This window comes from Streptomyces sp. NPDC030862 (genome assembly GCF_055571835.1).
Window position 1 is genome coordinate 49,257 of sequence record NZ_JBVIEN010000012.1, and the last position, 16,064, is coordinate 65,320.

General features: G+C 73.0%; 14 protein-coding genes. 9 read left to right on the top strand and 5 right to left on the bottom strand.

Going from position 1 to position 16,064, the window contains the following annotated elements:
- The first annotated feature begins 67 nt into the window (after positions 1-67).
- A complete protein-coding gene (gene miaB, locus ACZ42X_RS29015) occupies positions 68-1,585 on the top strand; it encodes a tRNA (N6-isopentenyl adenosine(37)-C2)-methylthiotransferase MiaB (protein ID WP_468296068.1) in 1,518 nt (505 codons plus the stop codon).
- A 151-nt stretch (positions 1,586-1,736) separates the two neighbouring features.
- Positions 1,737-2,453: a class III extradiol dioxygenase subunit B-like domain-containing protein gene (locus tag ACZ42X_RS29020; protein ID WP_468296071.1), complete on the top strand. Its 717-nt coding sequence runs from the start codon at positions 1,737-1,739 to the stop codon at positions 2,451-2,453.
- A 118-nt stretch (positions 2,454-2,571) separates the two neighbouring features.
- On the opposite strand, the gene ACZ42X_RS29025 is transcribed toward ACZ42X_RS29020, so the two are convergent.
- The 3 genes from ACZ42X_RS29025 to ACZ42X_RS29035 all read right to left on the bottom strand — a co-directional run bounded on the left by ACZ42X_RS29025 (position 2,572) and on the right by ACZ42X_RS29035 (position 3,387).
- Entirely contained in the window at positions 2,572-2,832 is a 261-nt protein-coding gene (locus ACZ42X_RS29025; protein ID WP_361426943.1) for an antitoxin, read from the bottom strand.
- Between the two features lie 70 nt (positions 2,833-2,902).
- Positions 2,903-3,172: a hypothetical protein gene (locus ACZ42X_RS29030; protein WP_468296074.1), complete on the bottom strand. Its 270-nt coding sequence runs from the start codon at positions 3,170-3,172 to the stop codon at positions 2,903-2,905.
- 134 nt (positions 3,173-3,306) lie between these two features.
- Complete coding sequence (locus ACZ42X_RS29035) at positions 3,307-3,387, bottom strand: hypothetical protein (protein ID WP_355356955.1); 81 nt, start codon at positions 3,385-3,387, stop codon at positions 3,307-3,309.
- Here ACZ42X_RS29035 and miaA point away from each other — a divergent pair.
- From miaA to hflX, 6 genes are all read left to right on the top strand, one after another.
- Positions 3,356-4,294, top strand: coding sequence for a tRNA (adenosine(37)-N6)-dimethylallyltransferase MiaA (gene miaA / locus ACZ42X_RS29040; RefSeq protein ID WP_468296077.1), 939 nt, complete (start codon positions 3,356-3,358; stop codon positions 4,292-4,294). The genes ACZ42X_RS29035 and miaA overlap by 32 nt on opposite strands.
- A 101-nt stretch (positions 4,295-4,395) precedes the next feature.
- On the top strand, positions 4,396-4,965 hold the full coding sequence (locus ACZ42X_RS29045; protein WP_468296080.1) for a hypothetical protein: 570 nt from the start codon (positions 4,396-4,398) through the stop codon (positions 4,963-4,965).
- 44 nt (positions 4,966-5,009) lie between these two features.
- Entirely contained in the window at positions 5,010-5,885 is an 876-nt protein-coding gene (gene dapF, locus ACZ42X_RS29050; RefSeq protein ID WP_468296083.1) for a diaminopimelate epimerase, read from the top strand.
- 139 nt (positions 5,886-6,024) lie between these two features.
- A complete protein-coding gene (locus tag ACZ42X_RS29055; RefSeq protein ID WP_468296086.1) occupies positions 6,025-8,166 on the top strand; it encodes a RelA/SpoT family protein in 2,142 nt (713 codons plus the stop codon).
- A 352-nt stretch (positions 8,167-8,518) separates the two neighbouring features.
- Positions 8,519-10,027, top strand: coding sequence for a M1 family metallopeptidase (locus ACZ42X_RS29060; protein WP_468296089.1), 1,509 nt, complete (start codon positions 8,519-8,521; stop codon positions 10,025-10,027).
- 154 nt (positions 10,028-10,181) lie between these two features.
- Positions 10,182-11,687 carry a GTPase HflX gene (hflX, locus tag ACZ42X_RS29065; RefSeq protein ID WP_361426964.1) on the top strand — a complete coding sequence of 502 codons (1,506 nt, stop codon included), beginning with the start codon at positions 10,182-10,184 and terminating at the stop codon, positions 11,685-11,687.
- Between the two features lie 119 nt (positions 11,688-11,806).
- On the opposite strand, the gene ACZ42X_RS29070 is transcribed toward hflX, so the two are convergent.
- Positions 11,807-12,988, bottom strand: a complete 1,182-nt coding sequence (locus tag ACZ42X_RS29070; protein ID WP_468296092.1) for a trypsin-like serine peptidase — start codon at positions 12,986-12,988, stop codon at positions 11,807-11,809.
- Positions 12,989-13,204: 216 nt separating this feature from the next.
- Complete coding sequence (locus ACZ42X_RS29075) at positions 13,205-14,380, bottom strand: trypsin-like serine peptidase (RefSeq protein WP_468296095.1); 1,176 nt, start codon at positions 14,378-14,380, stop codon at positions 13,205-13,207.
- Positions 14,381-14,668: 288 nt separating this feature from the next.
- Here ACZ42X_RS29075 and ACZ42X_RS29080 point away from each other — a divergent pair, with 288 nt between their 5' ends.
- Entirely contained in the window at positions 14,669-16,051 is a 1,383-nt protein-coding gene (locus ACZ42X_RS29080; RefSeq protein WP_468296098.1) for a diaminobutyrate--2-oxoglutarate transaminase family protein, read from the top strand.
- Positions 16,052-16,064 lie beyond the last annotated feature (13 nt).

Consider the following 16,064-nt stretch of genomic DNA (forward strand, 5'->3'; position numbering starts at 1 on the left):
GCGCCCACCGGCCGTTCCCCCACCGGCTCGGGACGGGGCTCGCCCGGCGCCCCCTTACCCTGGAGGAATGACCAGCATCGACCGGAGCCTTGCCGTGGGCGCGTCCAAGACCTATGAGATCCGCACCTACGGGTGCCAGATGAACGTCCACGACTCCGAGCGCCTCTCCGGGCTGCTGGAGGAGGCGGGCTACGTCCGCGCGCCCGAGGGCTCCGACGGTGACGCCGACGTCGTCGTCTTCAACACCTGCGCAGTGCGGGAGAACGCCGACAACAAGCTGTACGGCAACCTCGGACGGCTCGCCCCGCGGAAGACGGAGCGGCCCGGCATGCAGATCGCCGTCGGCGGCTGCCTGGCCCAGAAGGACCGCGACACCATCGTGAAGAAGGCGCCCTGGGTCGACGTCGTCTTCGGTACGCACAACATCGGCAAGCTGCCGGTGCTCCTGGAGCGGGCCCGCATCCAGGAGGAGGCGCAGATCGAGATCGCCGAGTCGCTGGAGGCGTTCCCGTCGACGCTGCCGACCCGGCGCGAGTCGGCGTACGCCGCCTGGGTGTCCATCTCCGTCGGCTGCAACAACACCTGCACCTTCTGCATCGTCCCCGCGCTGCGCGGCAAGGAGAAGGACCGCCGCCCCGGCGACATCCTCGCCGAGATCGAGGCGCTGGTCGCCGAGGGCGTCTCCGAGATCACCCTGCTCGGCCAGAACGTGAACGCGTACGGCTCCGACATCGGCGACCGCGAGGCCTTCTCCAAGCTGCTGCGGGCCTGCGGGAACATCGAGGGCCTGGAGCGGGTCCGCTTCACCTCCCCGCATCCGCGCGACTTCACGGACGACGTGATCGCGGCGATGGCCGAGACCCCCAACGTGATGCCGCAGCTGCACATGCCGCTGCAGTCCGGCTCGGACACCGTCCTGAAGGCGATGCGCCGCTCGTACCGCCAGGACCGCTTCCTGGGGATCATCAGCAAGGTGCGGGAGGCCATCCCGCACGCCGCGATCTCCACCGACATCATCGTGGGCTTCCCCGGCGAGACCGAGGAGGACTTCGAGCAGACCCTGCACGTGGTGCGCGAGGCCCGCTTCGCGCAGGCCTTCACCTTCCAGTACTCCAAGCGCCCCGGCACCCCGGCGGCGACCATGGACGGGCAGATCCCGAAGGAGGTCGTGCAGGACCGCTACATGCGCCTGGTCGCCCTCCAGGAGGAGATCTCCTGGGAGGAGAACAAGAAGCAGGTCGGCCGGACCCTGGAGGTCATGGTCGCCGAGGGCGAGGGCCGCAAGGACGACACCACCCACCGCCTGTCGGGCCGCGCGCCCGACAACCGCCTGGTGCACTTCACCAAGCCGGACCAGGAGGTGCGCCCGGGCGACGTGGTGACGGTCGAGATCACCTACGCGGCCCCGCACCACCTGCTGGCCGAAGGCCCCACGACCCGCGTACGCCGCACCCGCGCGGGCGACGCCTGGGAGAAGCGCAACGCCGCCGAGGCCGCCAAGCCGGCCGGCGTGATGCTGGGCCTGCCCCAGATCGGTGCCCCGGCCCCCCTGCCGCCGGTCACCGGAGGCTGCGCGGTCGGCTGACCCGCGGCCGGGTGTCCTGCTGAGCCGCGGCCGGTGTTCCGTCGACCGCGGCCGGGTGTCGTCGACCCGCGGCCGGTGTTCCGTCGAGCGCGGCCGGGTGTCCGCTGGCCTGCGCCGCTGTGGGCGGGGTGCAGCGGCTACGCTGCGGATCATGCTTGTCGCCGCGGCCGTCTGCCCCTGCCCCCCGCTCCTGGTCCCCGACGTCGCCGCCGGGGCCGCGCCCGAACTCGACGCCGCGCGCACGGCCTGCTCCGACGCGCTGGCGGTGCTCGCGGCCGCCCGCCCGGACCGGCTGTTCCTGGTCGGCCCGGCCGAGGGTGACGCGGTGGAGCGGTACGCGGCCGGCGCCGTGGGGGACTTCCGGGGCTTCGGCGTCGACCTCGGCGTACGGCTGGGGCCTAGCGGCGCCGCGGGCGCGGAGGACCGGCGGCTGCCGGCCTCCCTCGCCGTCGGGGCCTGGCTGCTGGCGCGGGTCGACTGGGCCGGCGCACCCGTCGAGGGCCTCGCGGTGGGGGAGCGCCTCGCGCCCGCCCGCTGCGCCGACGCGGGCCGCGACCTCGCCGCCCGCGCCGAGCGTGTCGCCCTGCTCGTGATGGGCGATGGCAGCGCGTGCCGCTCCCTCAAGGCGCCCGGCTATCTCGACGACCGGGCCGCCGGCTTCGACGAGGCGGCCGCCCGGGCCCTCGGCGCGGCGGACACCGGAGCCCTCGCGGCGCTGGACGCGCACCTCGCGTACGACCTGAAGGCGGCCGGGCGCGCGCCCTGGCAGGTCCTGGCGGGCGCGGCGGAGGGCGCGGGCCTGGAAGGCCGCCTGCTCCACGAGGACGCGCCCTACGGCGTCGGCTACTTCGTCGCGGCCTGGTCCTAGGGCCGCGGGCGGGCCACCGCGGCGCGCACCTTCCGACAACCGCATACGGCGGACGGCCACGGAGTCGTGCTCCGTGGCCGTCCGCCGTGCTGCGTGCCCGTGCGCGAGGCGCAGGAGATCAGGAGGTGGAACCGGGCGGTGGCGGCGGTGGCGGCGTGGCGTCGCCCCCGTCCTTGTGGGCGAACCGGCCGAGGGCGTCCTTGGCCTTGCCCGTACCGGATTGGATCTTGTCGCTGTACTTGCCCTTGGTCCTGTGGTCGACCATCCGCGCGGCCTTCTCCAGCCCCTGGTCGATCTTTCCCTCGTGCTGCTGCGCGAGGCCCTGGACCTTCTCCTTGGCAGGGGCGAGCTTGGCCTTCATCTGATCCAGGAAGCCCATGGGTCACCGTCCCTCGTCAGTCGCCGTCGGCCGTGATGCCGCTCCTGTGTCGCGGCTTCCCGCTCCGGCTCTACTTACGCGCGCCTTCACCGGCTTCGTTGTCCGCCGCTTCCTCGGCCGACTGCTGCTTCGGGATCTCCACCCCTTCGCCGGCCGCGGCCTCGGGCGCCGGAGCCGCACCGGTCGTGCCCGCCGCCTCGGTGGCCTCGGCCACCGCCTCGGTCTCCGCTGCCGCCGTCTCCCCGCCCGCCTCGGCGGTCACCGGAGCGGTCGCCGTCTCCTCGGTCGATGCCGCGGCAGACTCCTTACCCTTCCGGCGAAACCATGCAAAAACGCCCATGTCTACTCCATAGCGTACTCGTGTGGGCGAAATTCCGCGCCGTCCGGAGCGTCCCATTGCGTCGCCCGGTGGAGCCGGTCCTGAAAACCGGCGGTCGGAACCTCGCAACAGGCAACGACGCCGACCCCGGACCGTCACGTAACTCGTTCGGGGACAGTCGGTGAGGTTTGCGAGACTGGGTCGGTGAGAAGCGCAGCTCCCGCCCCGCGGGTCATCGCCGTCGTCGGCCCCACCGCGGCCGGAAAGTCCGATCTGGGCGTCTTCCTCGCCCAGCAGCTGGGCGGCGAAGTCGTCAACGCCGATTCCATGCAGCTCTACCGGGGGATGGACATCGGCACCGCCAAACTGACGCCCGAGGAGCGCGGCGGCATCCCGCACCACCTCCTCGATATCTGGGACGTCACCGAGACCGCCAGCGTCGCCGAGTACCAGCGGCTCGCCCGCGCGGAGATCGACCGGCTGCTCGCCGACGGCCGCGTCCCCGTCCTCGTCGGCGGGTCCGGGCTGTACGTGCGCGGCGCCGTCGACGCCCTCGAATTCCCCGGCACCGACCCGGCCGTCCGCGCCCGCCTCGAAGCCGAGCTCGAGGAGCGGGGCTCCAGCGTCCTGCACGCCCGCCTCGCCGCCGCGGACCCGGACGCCGCCCGGGCCATCCTGCCCAGCAACGGCCGCCGGATCGTCAGGGCGCTCGAAGTCATCGAGATCACCGGCAAGCCCTTCACCGCCAACCTCCCCGGCCACGAGTCGGTGTACGAGACCGTCCAGATCGGCGTCGACGTCGCGCGCCCCGAGCTCGACGAACGGATCGCTGTGCGCGTGGACCGCATGTGGGAGGCGGGGCTCGTCGACGAGGTGCGGGAACTGGAGGCGCGCGGGCTGCGCGAGGGCCGCACCGCCTCCCGCGCCCTCGGTTACCAGCAGGTACTCGCCGCGCTCGCGGGCGAGTGCACCGAGGACGAGGCGCGTGCCGAGACCGTACGCGCGACCAAGCGTTTCGCGCGGCGCCAGGACTCCTGGTTCCGCCGCGACCCGCGCGTGCACTGGCTCAGCGGCGCGGCCGCGGACCGCGCGGAACTCCCGCGGCAAGCCCTGACGTTGGTCGAACGACCGGTTACAGCCTGATCACGTGATGGCATCGGGACGCCCTGCCCGTCATTCCGGTGCCCGGGACCGTGCCATCATCGAGCATCGATCGACCAGTGGAGTCCGAGTTGGGAGGGCGCGTGGCGATGGAGGCCGGCCCTCGCGACAGAGAACAGTACGAAGCACCGGACGACATGGCACCGGGCGAAGACCAGGCAGCCCGAGACCGGGCAGCCCGGGATCAGGCGGTCCAGGCCCAGGCGGCCCAGGGCCGGGCGGTCCAGGGTCTGGTCCCCGGCGCCTCCGGCGCGCCGGGCCTGAGCCCCGACGGGCCCGAGCTCGACGAGGACGGCGCCCAGGAGATCACCCCCGACGAGGTCGAGGTCGAACTGCGCCCGCAGCGGAGGCTGCGCATCTGGCAGCTCGCCCCCATCGTGGGACTCGCCGCGATCGGCTCGCTGATGTTCGCCTTCCCGCTCGCCTTCGGCTCGGGTGACGGCGGCGCGGTCCTCCCCATGCTGGGCCTGCTGCTCTGCGGGTGCGCCGCCGGCTGGGGCATGATGGCCGCCCGCCGGGTCGGCTACACCTGGCCCGGCCTGCCCGCCCGCGGCTCCGGCGAGCGCCCCGACTGGCGCGTGATCGCCCTGTACGCGGCCGGCGTCGCCGTCCTCGTGGCGCTGGCCGTGTGGCGGGTCGCCCGCCTCCGCTGAGCCGGGCGGGGCCGCTGTCGTACCCCCCTCGTACGATGGACCGCATGACGACCACGCCCCTCGCCTTCCTCAAGGGCCACGGCACCGAGAACGACTTCGTGATCGTGCCGGACCCGGACAACGCCATCGAGCTGACCGCCTCCGCGGTCGCCCGGCTCTGCGACCGGCGGGCGGGCATCGGGGGCGACGGGGTGCTGCACGTCGTCCGCTCCGCCGCGCACCCCGAGGCGCGGGACATGGCCGGTGAGGCCGAGTGGTTCATGGACTACCGCAATGCCGACGGCTCGGTCGCCGAGATGTGCGGCAACGGCGTCCGCGTCTTCGCCCGCTACCTGCAGCACGCGGGCCACGTCACCGCCGGGGAGATCGCCATCGCCACCCGCGGCGGCGTCAAGCGCGCCCACCTCGCCAAGAACGGCGACGTCACCATCGCCATGGGCCGCGCCCGGCTGCCCGAGGACGGCGTCACCGTCACCGTCGACGGCCGCAGCTGGCCCGCGCGGAACGTCAACATGGGCAACCCGCACGCCGTGGCCTTCGTCGAGGACCTCGCGCACGCGGGAGACCTGCGGTCCGAGCCGCCGTACGAGCCCGCGGCGGTCTACCCCGACGGGGTCAACATCGAGTTCGTCGCCGACCGGGGCCCCCGCCACGTCGCCATGCGCGTCCACGAGCGCGGCGCCGCCGAGACCCGCTCCTGCGGCACCGGCGCGTGCGCGGTCGCGGTCGCCGCGGCCCGCCGGGACGGCGCCGACCCGGCCGAGACCGGGACCCCGGTCACGTACACCGTGGACGTCCTCGGCGGCACCCTCACGATCACGGAACACCCCGACGGCGAGATCGAGATGACCGGCCCCGCGGTCATCGTCGCCGAGGGCCGCATAGACCCCGCCTGGCTCGCGGAGAACGCCACCGCCTGAGGCTTCGCTCGAATGGGTGATCCCGTTCGCGCTGGGCGGGAGCCGGTCGGTTCGACGTGGTGGGCTCGGTAGCATCAAGCACCGGCCCGGCGGGCATGTCGGCCCGCCCACCGCCGGTAGACCCCGCCGGAGGTGCCCCATGAGCGCAGAGGCCACCAACCCCGCGCCCAGCCGCCGGCGCGGCCGCCCGAGGATCGACCTCCGGAGGCTCGGCCGCGCCGCCCTGCTCGGTCCAGGCGCCCGGGACCGCCTGCCCGACGCCATCGGCCATGTCGCCGAGGCCCACCGCGCGCACCACCCCGACGCGGACCTCGCCGTGCTGCACCGGGCGTACGTCCTCGCCGAGTCCTCGCACCGCGGCCAGTTCCGCAAGAGCGGCGAGCCGTACATCACCCACCCGCTCGCGGTCACGCTGATCCTCGCCGAACTGGGCGCCGAGACCACGACCTTGACCGCCTCCCTCCTCCACGACACCGTCGAGGACACGGACCTGACGCTCGACCAGGTACGGGAGCAGTTCGGCGACGAGGTCTGCTACCTCGTCGACGGCGTCACCAAACTGGAGAAGGTCGACTACGGCGCCGCCGCCGAGCCCGAGACCTTCCGCAAGATGCTCGTCGCCACCGGCAACGACGTCCGCGTCATGTCCATCAAACTCGCCGACCGGCTGCACAACATGCGCACCCTCGGCGTCATGCGCCCCGAGAAGCAGGCGCGGATCGCCCGCGTCACCCGCGACGTCCTCATCCCGCTCGCCGAACGGCTCGGCGTACAGGCCCTCAAGACCGAGCTGGAAGACCTCGTCTTCGCGATCCTCCACCCCGCCGAGTACGAGCAGACCCGCGCCCTCATCGCCGAGAACGCCACCGCCGGGGACGCCCTCGCCGCCATCGCCGACGACGTCAGGACCGTCCTGCGCGAGGCGGGCATCCCCGCCGAAGTCCTCGTCCGGCCGCGCCACTTCGTCTCCGTGCACCGGGTCAGGCTCAAACGCGGCGAGCTGCGCGGCACGGACTTCGGGCGCCTGCTGGTCCTGGTGGGGGAGGATGCCGACTGCTACGGCGTCCTCGGCGAACTGCACACCTGCTTCACACCCGTGATCTCCGAGTTCAAGGACTTCATCGCAGCGCCCAAGTTCAACCTGTACCAGTCGCTGCACACCGCCGTCGCCGCCCCCGACGGCTCGGTCGCCGAGGTCCTGATCCGTACGCACCAGATGCACAAGGTCGCCGAGGCGGGCGTCGTCGCCCTCGGCAACCCGTACGCCCCGGGTGCCACGGCCGACGGCGCCGAGCACGGCGAGGAAGGGGAGGACGGCGAGCGCGCCGACCCGACCCGGCCCGGGTGGCTCTCCCGCCTCCTGGAGTGGCAGCAGGCGACCCCGGACCCCGACACCTTCTGGACCTCGCTGCGCGCCGACCTCGCCCAGGACGGCGAGATCACCGTCTTCCGCCCCGACGGCGGCACCCTGGCGCTCCCGGGCGGCGCGACCTGCGTGGACGCCGCGTACGCCCAGTACGGCGAGGCCGCCCACGCCTGCGTCGGCGCCCGCGTCAACGGCCGCCTCGCCTCCCTCGGCACCGTCCTCGGCGACGGGGACACCGTGCAGCTGCTGCTCGCCCAGGACCCGCCGCAGGACGCGGTCTCCGGGCCCTCGCCCGACTGGCTCGACCACGCCAGCACCCCGGCCGCGCGGATCGCCATCACCCGCTGGCTCGCCGCGCACCCGGAGGCCGCGCACCCGGAGGCCGCGAAGCCGGAGCCGGCCTCGGAGCAGCCGCCCGCCGCCGCCCCTCCCGCGGAGCGCGGCCCGGCCGGCCCCGGCCCCGCCTCCCCGCCCGGGCCGGGCGCCCGGGCCGTCGTCGCCGGCCTGCCCGGCGCGCCCGTCCGCCTCGCCCGTTGCTGCACCCCCGTACCGCCCGACGCGGTCACCGGCTTCTCGGTCCGCGGCGGAAACGTCACGGTCCACCGCGCCGAGTGCCCGGCCGTCCGCCGCATGGAGGCGCTCGGACGCGTGCCCACGCCCGTGAGCTGGGGCGACACCGCCGACTGCCGCGTCACGCTCGTCGCCGAGTCGTTCGGGCGGCCGCGGCTGCTCGCCGACCTCACCGACGTCATCGCCACGGCGGGCGCCGCGATCATCTCCGCCACCGTGGAACCCCCCACCGAACAGCGCGTCCGGCACACCTACACCCTCCAGCTCCCCGACGCGACCCGGCTGCCCGCCCTGATGCGCGCGATGCGCGACGTGGCGGGCGTGTACGACGTGAGCCGCGCCTAGGTCGTGTCCGCAAAGTCCCTCCCCCAGCTACCGCTGGGAGGTGCCCCCAGCCTGGCGACGCCTGGCACGCACTCCCCCAGAGCTGCGCCTGGGGGTGCCCCCAGCCGCGTTGTCGTCAGTCGCCAATGCTCCGCAGTGGCTCCATCCTCCGCCTTGCGATCGCACGCTCCCCCAGAGCTGCGCCTGGGGGTACCCCCAGACGCCGCCAGGCCCGCCCTTTGGGCGGACGACGCTACTTTGCGGACACTCCCTACCGCCCGAAGGCGGCGTACGACGCCGTTCGGGTGCGCGGGAGGTGCGCCGGGCGCGCGCCGTCACGGCGCGTGCGCGGTGCGCTGGTAGCGGTTGCCCCATGCCTTTCATCACACCGCGATTCACGCCGCGAGCGCTCGCGCGATCGTCCCGACGCGTCCGCGTGGCCCTGCTGGCCGCGGCGTCGGCCGGCTGCCTGGTCGCCGCCGCCGTGCCCGCGCCCCAGCCGCTCGGCATCGGTGACCCGCTCTTCCCGCACCTCGGCAACCCCGGCTACGACGTCCTCGCGTACGACATCGCCCTCACCTACCAGGGCGACAACACCAAGCCGATGGACGCCCTCACCAAGATCGACGCGCGGGCCACGGCCCGGCTGGAGCAGGTCAACCTCGACTTCACCCACGGCACCGTGCGCGGCGTCCACGTCAACGGCCTGCCCGCCGAGTACGAGAGCAGCGGCGAGGACCTGGTCGTCGAGCCGGTCCAGCCGGTCGAGGCGGGCGCGCCGCTGACCATCACCGTCGCCCACACCAGCGACCCGCGCGACTCCCGGGAAGCGGGCGGCTGGGTCCGTACCGGCGACGGGCTGGCGATGGCCAACCAGGCCGACGCCGCCCACCGGGTCTTCCCCGGCAACGACCACCCCGCCGACAAGGCGTACTTCACCTTCCGCGTCACCGCCCCCGCGGAACTCACCGTCGTCGCCAACGGACGCCGCGTCGCACAGGCGCGGACGGGCGACACGCAGACCTGGCTCTACCGCACCGCCCAGCCCATGGCGACCGAGCTCGCGCAGGTCTCCATCGGCCGTTCCGCCGTCGTCGAACGCACCGGCCCGCGCGGGCTGCCCGTGCGCGACGTCGTCCCGGCGGCCGACCGGGAGGCCATGGAGCCGTGGCTGAAGAGGACACCGCAGCACCTGGAGTGGATGGAGCGCCGGGTCGGGCCCTACCCCTTCGAGACGTACGGCGTGCTCGTCGCCGACGCCGACACCGGCTTCGCGCTGGAGACCCAGACGCTGTCCCTCTTCGAGCGCTCCCTGTTCCGGGACGGTGACTACCCGAAGTGGTACGTCGACGCGATCATGGTGCATGAGCTGGCCCACCACTGGTTCGGCAACAGCGTCTCCCCCCGCACCTGGTCCGACCTGTGGCTCAACGAAGGCCACGCCACCTGGTACGAAGCCCTGTACGCCGAGGAGACCGCCGAGCAGTCGCTGGAGGAGCGGATGCGGAACGCGTACATCGCCTCCGACGGCTGGCGCGCGGCGGGCGGCCCCCCGGCCGCGCCCAAGCCTCCCGCCCCCGGCCAGAAGATCAGCCTGTTCCGGCCGGTGGTGTACGACGGCTCCGCCCTGGTCCTGTACGCGCTGCGCCAGGAGATCGGCAAGGACGCCTTCGAGCTGCTGGAGCGGCGCTGGGTGGCCGAGCACGCCCACGGGACGGCCGGCACGGAGGACTTCGTACGTCTCGCCTCCGACATCGCGGGCCGCGACCTGAGCGCGTTCCTGCAGGGCTGGCTGTACGGCGAGAAGACCCCGCCCATGCCCGGCCACCCGGACTGGCGCAGCAAGGCCCCGGTCAAGGCCCAGCCCTCGACGAAGCGCTGAAACTCGCGTGACGGGCCCGCGGTACCGTGCGACCATCATCGGGTCGGCGGCGCTGCCGGGCCCCCGGGGTTGCCTGGGACCCGCCCCGGGAATCATCCGGGGGAGTCACGCGTTGAGCCTGACGAATCGAGTATTTCTTCGACGTAAGGATCCAATGACCTCCTCTTCTTCCCCTTCCCAGGACGCACAGAGCTTCGCGGACACCACCCGCACCGAGAGCCTTCGGGCCGATGCCCTGATGGAAGAGGACGTCGCCTGGAGCTACGAGATCGACGGGGAGCGCGACGGCGACCAGTTCGACCGCCATGAGCGCGCCGCCCTGAGGCGTGTCGCGGGCCTCTCCACCGAGCTCGAGGACGTCACCGAGGTCGAGTACCGGCAGCTGCGCCTGGAGCGCGTGGTGCTGGTCGGCGTGTGGACCTCGGGGACCGTGCAGGACGCGGAGAACAGCCTCGCGGAGCTGGCGGCGCTCGCAGAGACGGCGGGTGCGCTGGTGCTCGACGGGGTGATCCAGCGCCGCGACAAGCCGGACCCGGCCACGTACATCGGCTCCGGCAAGGCGAACGAACTGCGGGACATCGTGCTGGAGACCGGGGCCGACACCGTCGTCTGCGACGGTGAGCTCAGCCCGGGCCAGCTGATCCACCTGGAGGACGTCGTCAAGGTCAAGGTGGTCGACCGGACCGCCCTGATCCTCGACATCTTCGCCCAGCACGCCAAGTCCCGCGAGGGCAAGGCCCAGGTCTCGCTCGCGCAGATGCAGTACATGCTGCCGCGGCTGCGCGGCTGGGGTCAGTCGCTGTCCCGGCAGATGGGTGGCGGTGGCTCCGGCTCCTCGGGCGGCGGCATGGCCACCCGTGGTCCCGGTGAGACCAAGATCGAGACGGACCGCCGACGGATCCGCGAGAAGATGGCGAAGATGCGCCGGGAGATCGCGGAGATGAAGACCGGCCGCGAGATCAAGCGGCAGGAGCGGCGGCGCAACAAGGTGCCGTCGGTCGCGATCGCCGGATACACCAACGCCGGCAAGTCGTCCCTGCTCAACCGCCTGACGGGCGCGGGCGTGCTGGTGGAGAACGCGCTGTTCGCCACCCTCGACCCGACCGTGCGCCGGGCCGAGACGCCGAGCGGCCGCCTGTACACGCTGGCGGACACCGTCGGGTTCGTCCGGCACCTGCCGCACCACCTCGTCGAGGCGTTCCGCTCCACCATGGAGGAGGTCGGCGACGCCGATCTGATCCTGCACGTGGTGGACGGCTCGCACCCGGCGCCGGAGGAGCAGCTGGCGGCCGTGCGCGAGGTGATCCGGGACGTCGGCGCCACCGACATCCCCGAGATCGTCGTGATCAACAAGGCGGACGCCGCCGATCCGGTCGAGCTGCAGCGGCTGCTGCGCATCGAGCGGCACTCCATCGCCGTCTCCGCGCGGACCGGCGAGGGCATCGACGAGCTGCTCGCGCTGATCGACGCGGAGCTGCCGCGGCCGGAGGTCGAGATCGAGGTCCTCCTGCCGTACACGCAGGGCGGGCTGGTCTCGCGGGTGCACGCCGAGGGCGAGGTCCTCTCCGAGGAGCACACCGCCGAGGGCACGCTGCTCAAGGCGCGGGTGCACGAGGAGCTGGCCGCCGCGCTGGCCCGGTTCACCCCCGCGACGCACTGACGCGGTACCGCACGAACCGAAGGCCCGCCCCCTCCAGGTGAGGGGGCGGGCCTTCGGCCTGTCCGCTTGTCGGAGTCACTCCGTCCGGGTCTCACCCCGTCCGGGTCACCCCGTCCGGGTCACCGCCCGGCGAACTTGTCGCTCATCATCGTGTAGATGCCCCGCGCGCCCTCGTCCAGGCGCGGTCCGGCCAGCCAGCCGGCCGTCACCGGGCCGATGGAGGTGTTCGACACGAGCACCAGCCGGTCCTCGCCCGGGACCTCGCGGAACCAGCCGCCACCGGACGAACCGCCGGTCATGGTGCAGCCGATCCGCCACATCGTCGGCGTACCGGGGCTGAGGGTCAGACGGCCCGGCCGGTCGACGCACTTGTGCATCAGCGCGCCGTCGTACGGCGGGGCGGCCGGGTAGCCCCAGGCGCCCATCGCCGGGATGCCGACGGCCTGCGGGGCCTGGAAGTCGATGTCGAGGGCGACACCGACCGTCTCCTCCAGCGACTTGGTGCCGTTCTCCGGCTTCACGTGCATCACGGCGTAGTCGTACGGAGCGCCCTCGCCTCCGGTGGGGCCGCCCTGCGAGATCCACTCACCGGAGGTCGCCACCCAGTCCGCCCAGTACACGCCGTACGGGGCGATCTGCTGCGGCTGCGCACCCTCCAGCTGCGCCGGGCTCTTGCCCAGGTCGTTGTAGGCGGGGACGAAGGCGATGTTGCGGTACCAGCCGCCGCTCTTGCCGGCGTGGACGCAGTGGCCCGCGGTCCACACGAGGTTGGACTTGCCGGGGTTCTTCGGGTCCTTGACCACGGTGGCCGAGCAGACCATCGAGCCCTCGGGGGAGTCGAAGAAGACCTTGCCGACCGGGGCGGCGTTCTTGTGGTACGGCTTCTCCTCCGGCACGGCCTGGACCGGGGCCGGCTCCGGGTCGGTGACGCCCTGGTCGCCGGAGAGGTCCCCGGCGGCCATGGTCTTCTGCGGCGACTTGGCGGTCTGCATCCGCTCGGGCTTCCACAGCCCCTCGATCACCGGGTTGACGAAGTCCTTGGCCTCACGCAGCCACGTGTCCTTGTCCCAGTTCTTCCACTCGCCGTTCTTCCACTTCTCCGGGTCGACGCCGTGCTCCTTGAGCTTGTCGGCGAGGTCCTTTGGAAGCTCGGTGCCCCCTTGACCGCCCTGCCCGCCGGCGGGGCTGGAGGCCGCCGGCTTGTCGGCCGGCTTCTCCTCCGCGGGGCCGCAGGCCGTGGCCGTCAGCGCGAGCGCCGCGGCCAGGCCGGTGGCGCCCAGCAGTGGACGTATGGATCGCATGAAACGACTCCCCCATGAAAGCGCAGGGTCCGGCCGTCGCGCCGCGCACCTGCGTGTATTGCCATGAACTTGTCACGCCACAGGGCGGTCTTCCGGGACCGCCGCGTGAGGATGTGCCCCCACTCTATGCAGGTGGTGCCGGGCCGCGTCGCCACCCGGCACCACCTGCACGGACTCTCCACGAGAGCACTCACCGGCCGCCGCCGGTGACACGACCTAGCGGCCCGCGAACTTCTTGCTGACCTCGTCGAACACGCCCTTCGCCTCGTCACCCAGGCGAGGGCCGGCCAGCCAGCCCGCCGACACCGGGCCGATCGAGGTGTTGGACACCAGGGCGGGCTTGCCGTCCTGGCCCTCCGCGACCCAGCCGCCGCCGGACGAACCACCGGTCATGGTGCAGCCGATGCGGTGCATCGTCGGCTGGTCCGCCTTGAGGGACAGCCGGCCGGGCTTGTCCGCGCACTGGAACATCTTCTGGCCGTCGAACGGCGGCGCCGCCGGGTAGCCGGTCGCCGTGATGCTCGCGATCTTCTGCGTGGCCGGGGCGTTGAAGTCCACCGGCAGCGCCCCGCCGACCGTCTCCTCCAGCGACTTGCCGTTGCCGCCCTTCTCCGGCGTCACGTGGATGACCGCGAAGTCGTACGGCGCGCCCTTGCCACCGGTCGACGCGCCCTCGTTGATCCACTGCTCCGAGGTCTGTGCCCAGTCACCCCACCACACGCCGTAGGGGGCGACCTCTTCGCGCGAGGCCTTCTCCAGCTCGGCGGTCGACTTGTCGCCGTCGTTGTACGACGGGACGAAGGCGATGTTCCGGTACCAGCCGCCGCTCTTGCCGGCGTGGACGCAGTGGCCCGCGGTCCACACGAGGTTGGACTTGCCGGGGTTCGCCGGGTCCTTCACCACGGTCGCCGAGCAGACCATCGGGCCTTGCGGACCGTCGAAGAGCAGCTTGCCCGCCTCCGGGACGCCCGAGTGGTACGGCGCCTTCACCGGCTGCGCCTCGACCGGCGCGGGCGTCGGGTCGGTGACACCCTCGTCACCGGAGATGTCCTCTTCCTCGACCGGGCGCTCCGGCTCCTCCGCCTCCCGCATCCGGTCCGGGTCCCACAGGTCCTCGATGATCGGGTTGACGTAGTCCTTGGCCTCACGCAGCCACTTGTCCTTGTCCCAGTTCTTCCACTCGCCGTTCTTCCACTTGTCCAGATCGATCCCGTGCTCCTTGAGCCGGTCCTTCAGCTCGTCCGGGATCGTGATCTTCCCGTCCGAGGTCTTCCTGGCGGAAGCGGTGGGCTCCCCGCCCGCGGTGTCCTCACCCGGCCCGCAGGCGGTGGCCGTCAGCGCCAGCGCGGCGGCGACGGAGGCTGCGGCGAGCAGCGGACGAATGGGTCGCATGTCGTGAATCCCCCTGGGACTTCGTAACCACGTACGTCACGTACGTCTCGAACAACTTCTGCACCACGGCACCGGAGTGCGGCCCCCACTATGCCGGTGACGGTGGGGACGGTGTGCGGCAGGTCCACGGTTCCCCCCGCGCCCCGCCGGCTTCGCCCGACCCGCCTCGCCCACCGGCTCCAACTCCCCACGGCCGCACGGATCCGGAGACGACCGTGATCCCGGCGGGGCCTCGTCGTTGGTACGGACGGGGGACAGATGACCGCTCCAGCCGGGAGGACCCGAAACGTGGCCGCGACCGAACCAACCACGGTGGCGCCGCCCGCCGCGCACGAAGGCATCCTGCGCCGTCAGTCGCTCCGCGAATCGGCGGCCCGCACCTACGCGCGCTCGCTGCCCATCGTGCCCGTACGCGCCAGGGGCCTGACGATCGAAGGGGCGGACGGGCGGCGGTACCTGGACTGCCTCTCCGGCGCCGGGACGCTGGCGCTCGGGCACAACCACCCGGTGGTCCTGGAGGCCATCAGGAAGGTCATCGACTCGGGCGCACCGCTGCACGTCCTCGACCTCGCCACCCCGGTCAAGGACGCCTTCACCACCGAGCTGTTCGCCACGCTGCCCCGCCAACTCGCCGACGACGCCCGGATCCAGTTCTGCGGCCCGGCCGGCACCGATGCCGTCGAGGCCGCGCTGAAACTGGTCCGCACGGCGACCGGACGCACCGGCCTCCTCGCCTTCACCGGCGCCTACCACGGCATGACGGCCGGCGCGCTGGACGCCTCCGGCGGCGCCACCGACGTACGGGTCACCCGCCTGCCCTACCCGCACGACTACCGCTGCCCCTTCGGCGTCGGCGGCGAACGCGGCGCCGAACTGTCCGCCCGCTGGGCGGAGAGCCTCCTCGACGACCCGAAGAGCGGCGTACCCGACCCGGCCGGAATGATCCTCGAACCGGTGCAGGGCGAGGGCGGCGTCATCCCCGCCCCCGACGACTGGCTGCGCCGCATGCGGCGGATCACCGCCGACCGCGCCATCCCGCTCATCGCGGACGAGGTGCAGACCGGTGTCGGCCGCACCGGAGCCTTCTGGGCCGTCGACCACAGCGGCGTCGTCCCCGACGTGATGGTCATGTCCAAGGCCATCGGCGGCTCCCTCCCCCTGGCGGTCATCGTCTACAGGTCGGCGCTCGACGTCTGGCAGCCCGGCGCCCACGCGGGAACGTTCCGCGGCAACCAGCTCGCCATGGCCGCCGGCGCCGCCACCCTCACCTTCGTACGCGAGAACCGGCTCGCCGAGCGCGCCGCGACCCTCGGCGCCCGCATGCTCGGCCGGCTCCAGGGCCTGGCCGCCATGCACCCCTGCATCGGCGACGTACGCGGCCGGGGCCTGATGCTCGGCGTCGAGCTCGTCGACCCGGACGCCGAAGGCCCCCACGACGGAGCTCCGCCGCCCGCCCCGGCCCTGGCGGCCGCGGTCCAGCGCGCCTGCCTGGACCGCGGCCTCATCGTCGAACTCGGCGGCCGCCACAGCGCCGTCGTCCGCCTGCTGCCACCGCTCACCCTCACCGACGAGCAGGCCGCGGCGGTCCTCGACCGCTTCGCCGACGCCCTCACCGCCGCCGAACGCACCCGGCACCATCCCCTCCCGAACGACACAGGACCGTCCCGCTGACCCCGAACACCCT

What these genes read in the sequence shown, in the direction of transcription:
- ACZ42X_RS29060 (WP_468296089.1), top strand. Translation starts at nt 8,519, where the DNA reads ATGCCTTTCATCACACCGCGATTCACGCCGCGAGCGCTCGCGCGATCG.
- ACZ42X_RS29030 (WP_468296074.1), bottom strand. Translation starts at nt 3,172, where the DNA reads ATGGGCGTTTTTGCATGGTTTCGCCGGAAGGGTAAGGAGTCTGCCGCG.
- ACZ42X_RS29020 (WP_468296071.1), top strand. Translation starts at nt 1,737, where the DNA reads ATGCTTGTCGCCGCGGCCGTCTGCCCCTGCCCCCCGCTCCTGGTCCCC.
- ACZ42X_RS29055 (WP_468296086.1), top strand. Translation starts at nt 6,025, where the DNA reads ATGAGCGCAGAGGCCACCAACCCCGCGCCCAGCCGCCGGCGCGGCCGC.
- dapF (WP_468296083.1), top strand. Translation starts at nt 5,010, where the DNA reads ATGACGACCACGCCCCTCGCCTTCCTCAAGGGCCACGGCACCGAGAAC.
- ACZ42X_RS29075 (WP_468296095.1), bottom strand. Translation starts at nt 14,380, where the DNA reads ATGCGACCCATTCGTCCGCTGCTCGCCGCAGCCTCCGTCGCCGCCGCG.
- ACZ42X_RS29070 (WP_468296092.1), bottom strand. Translation starts at nt 12,988, where the DNA reads ATGCGATCCATACGTCCACTGCTGGGCGCCACCGGCCTGGCCGCGGCG.
- ACZ42X_RS29025 (WP_361426943.1), bottom strand. Translation starts at nt 2,832, where the DNA reads ATGGGCTTCCTGGATCAGATGAAGGCCAAGCTCGCCCCTGCCAAGGAG.
- miaB (WP_468296068.1), top strand. Translation starts at nt 68, where the DNA reads ATGACCAGCATCGACCGGAGCCTTGCCGTGGGCGCGTCCAAGACCTAT.
- hflX (WP_361426964.1), top strand. Translation starts at nt 10,182, where the DNA reads ATGACCTCCTCTTCTTCCCCTTCCCAGGACGCACAGAGCTTCGCGGAC.
- ACZ42X_RS29035 (WP_355356955.1), bottom strand. Translation starts at nt 3,387, where the DNA reads ATGACCCGCGGGGCGGGAGCTGCGCTTCTCACCGACCCAGTCTCGCAA.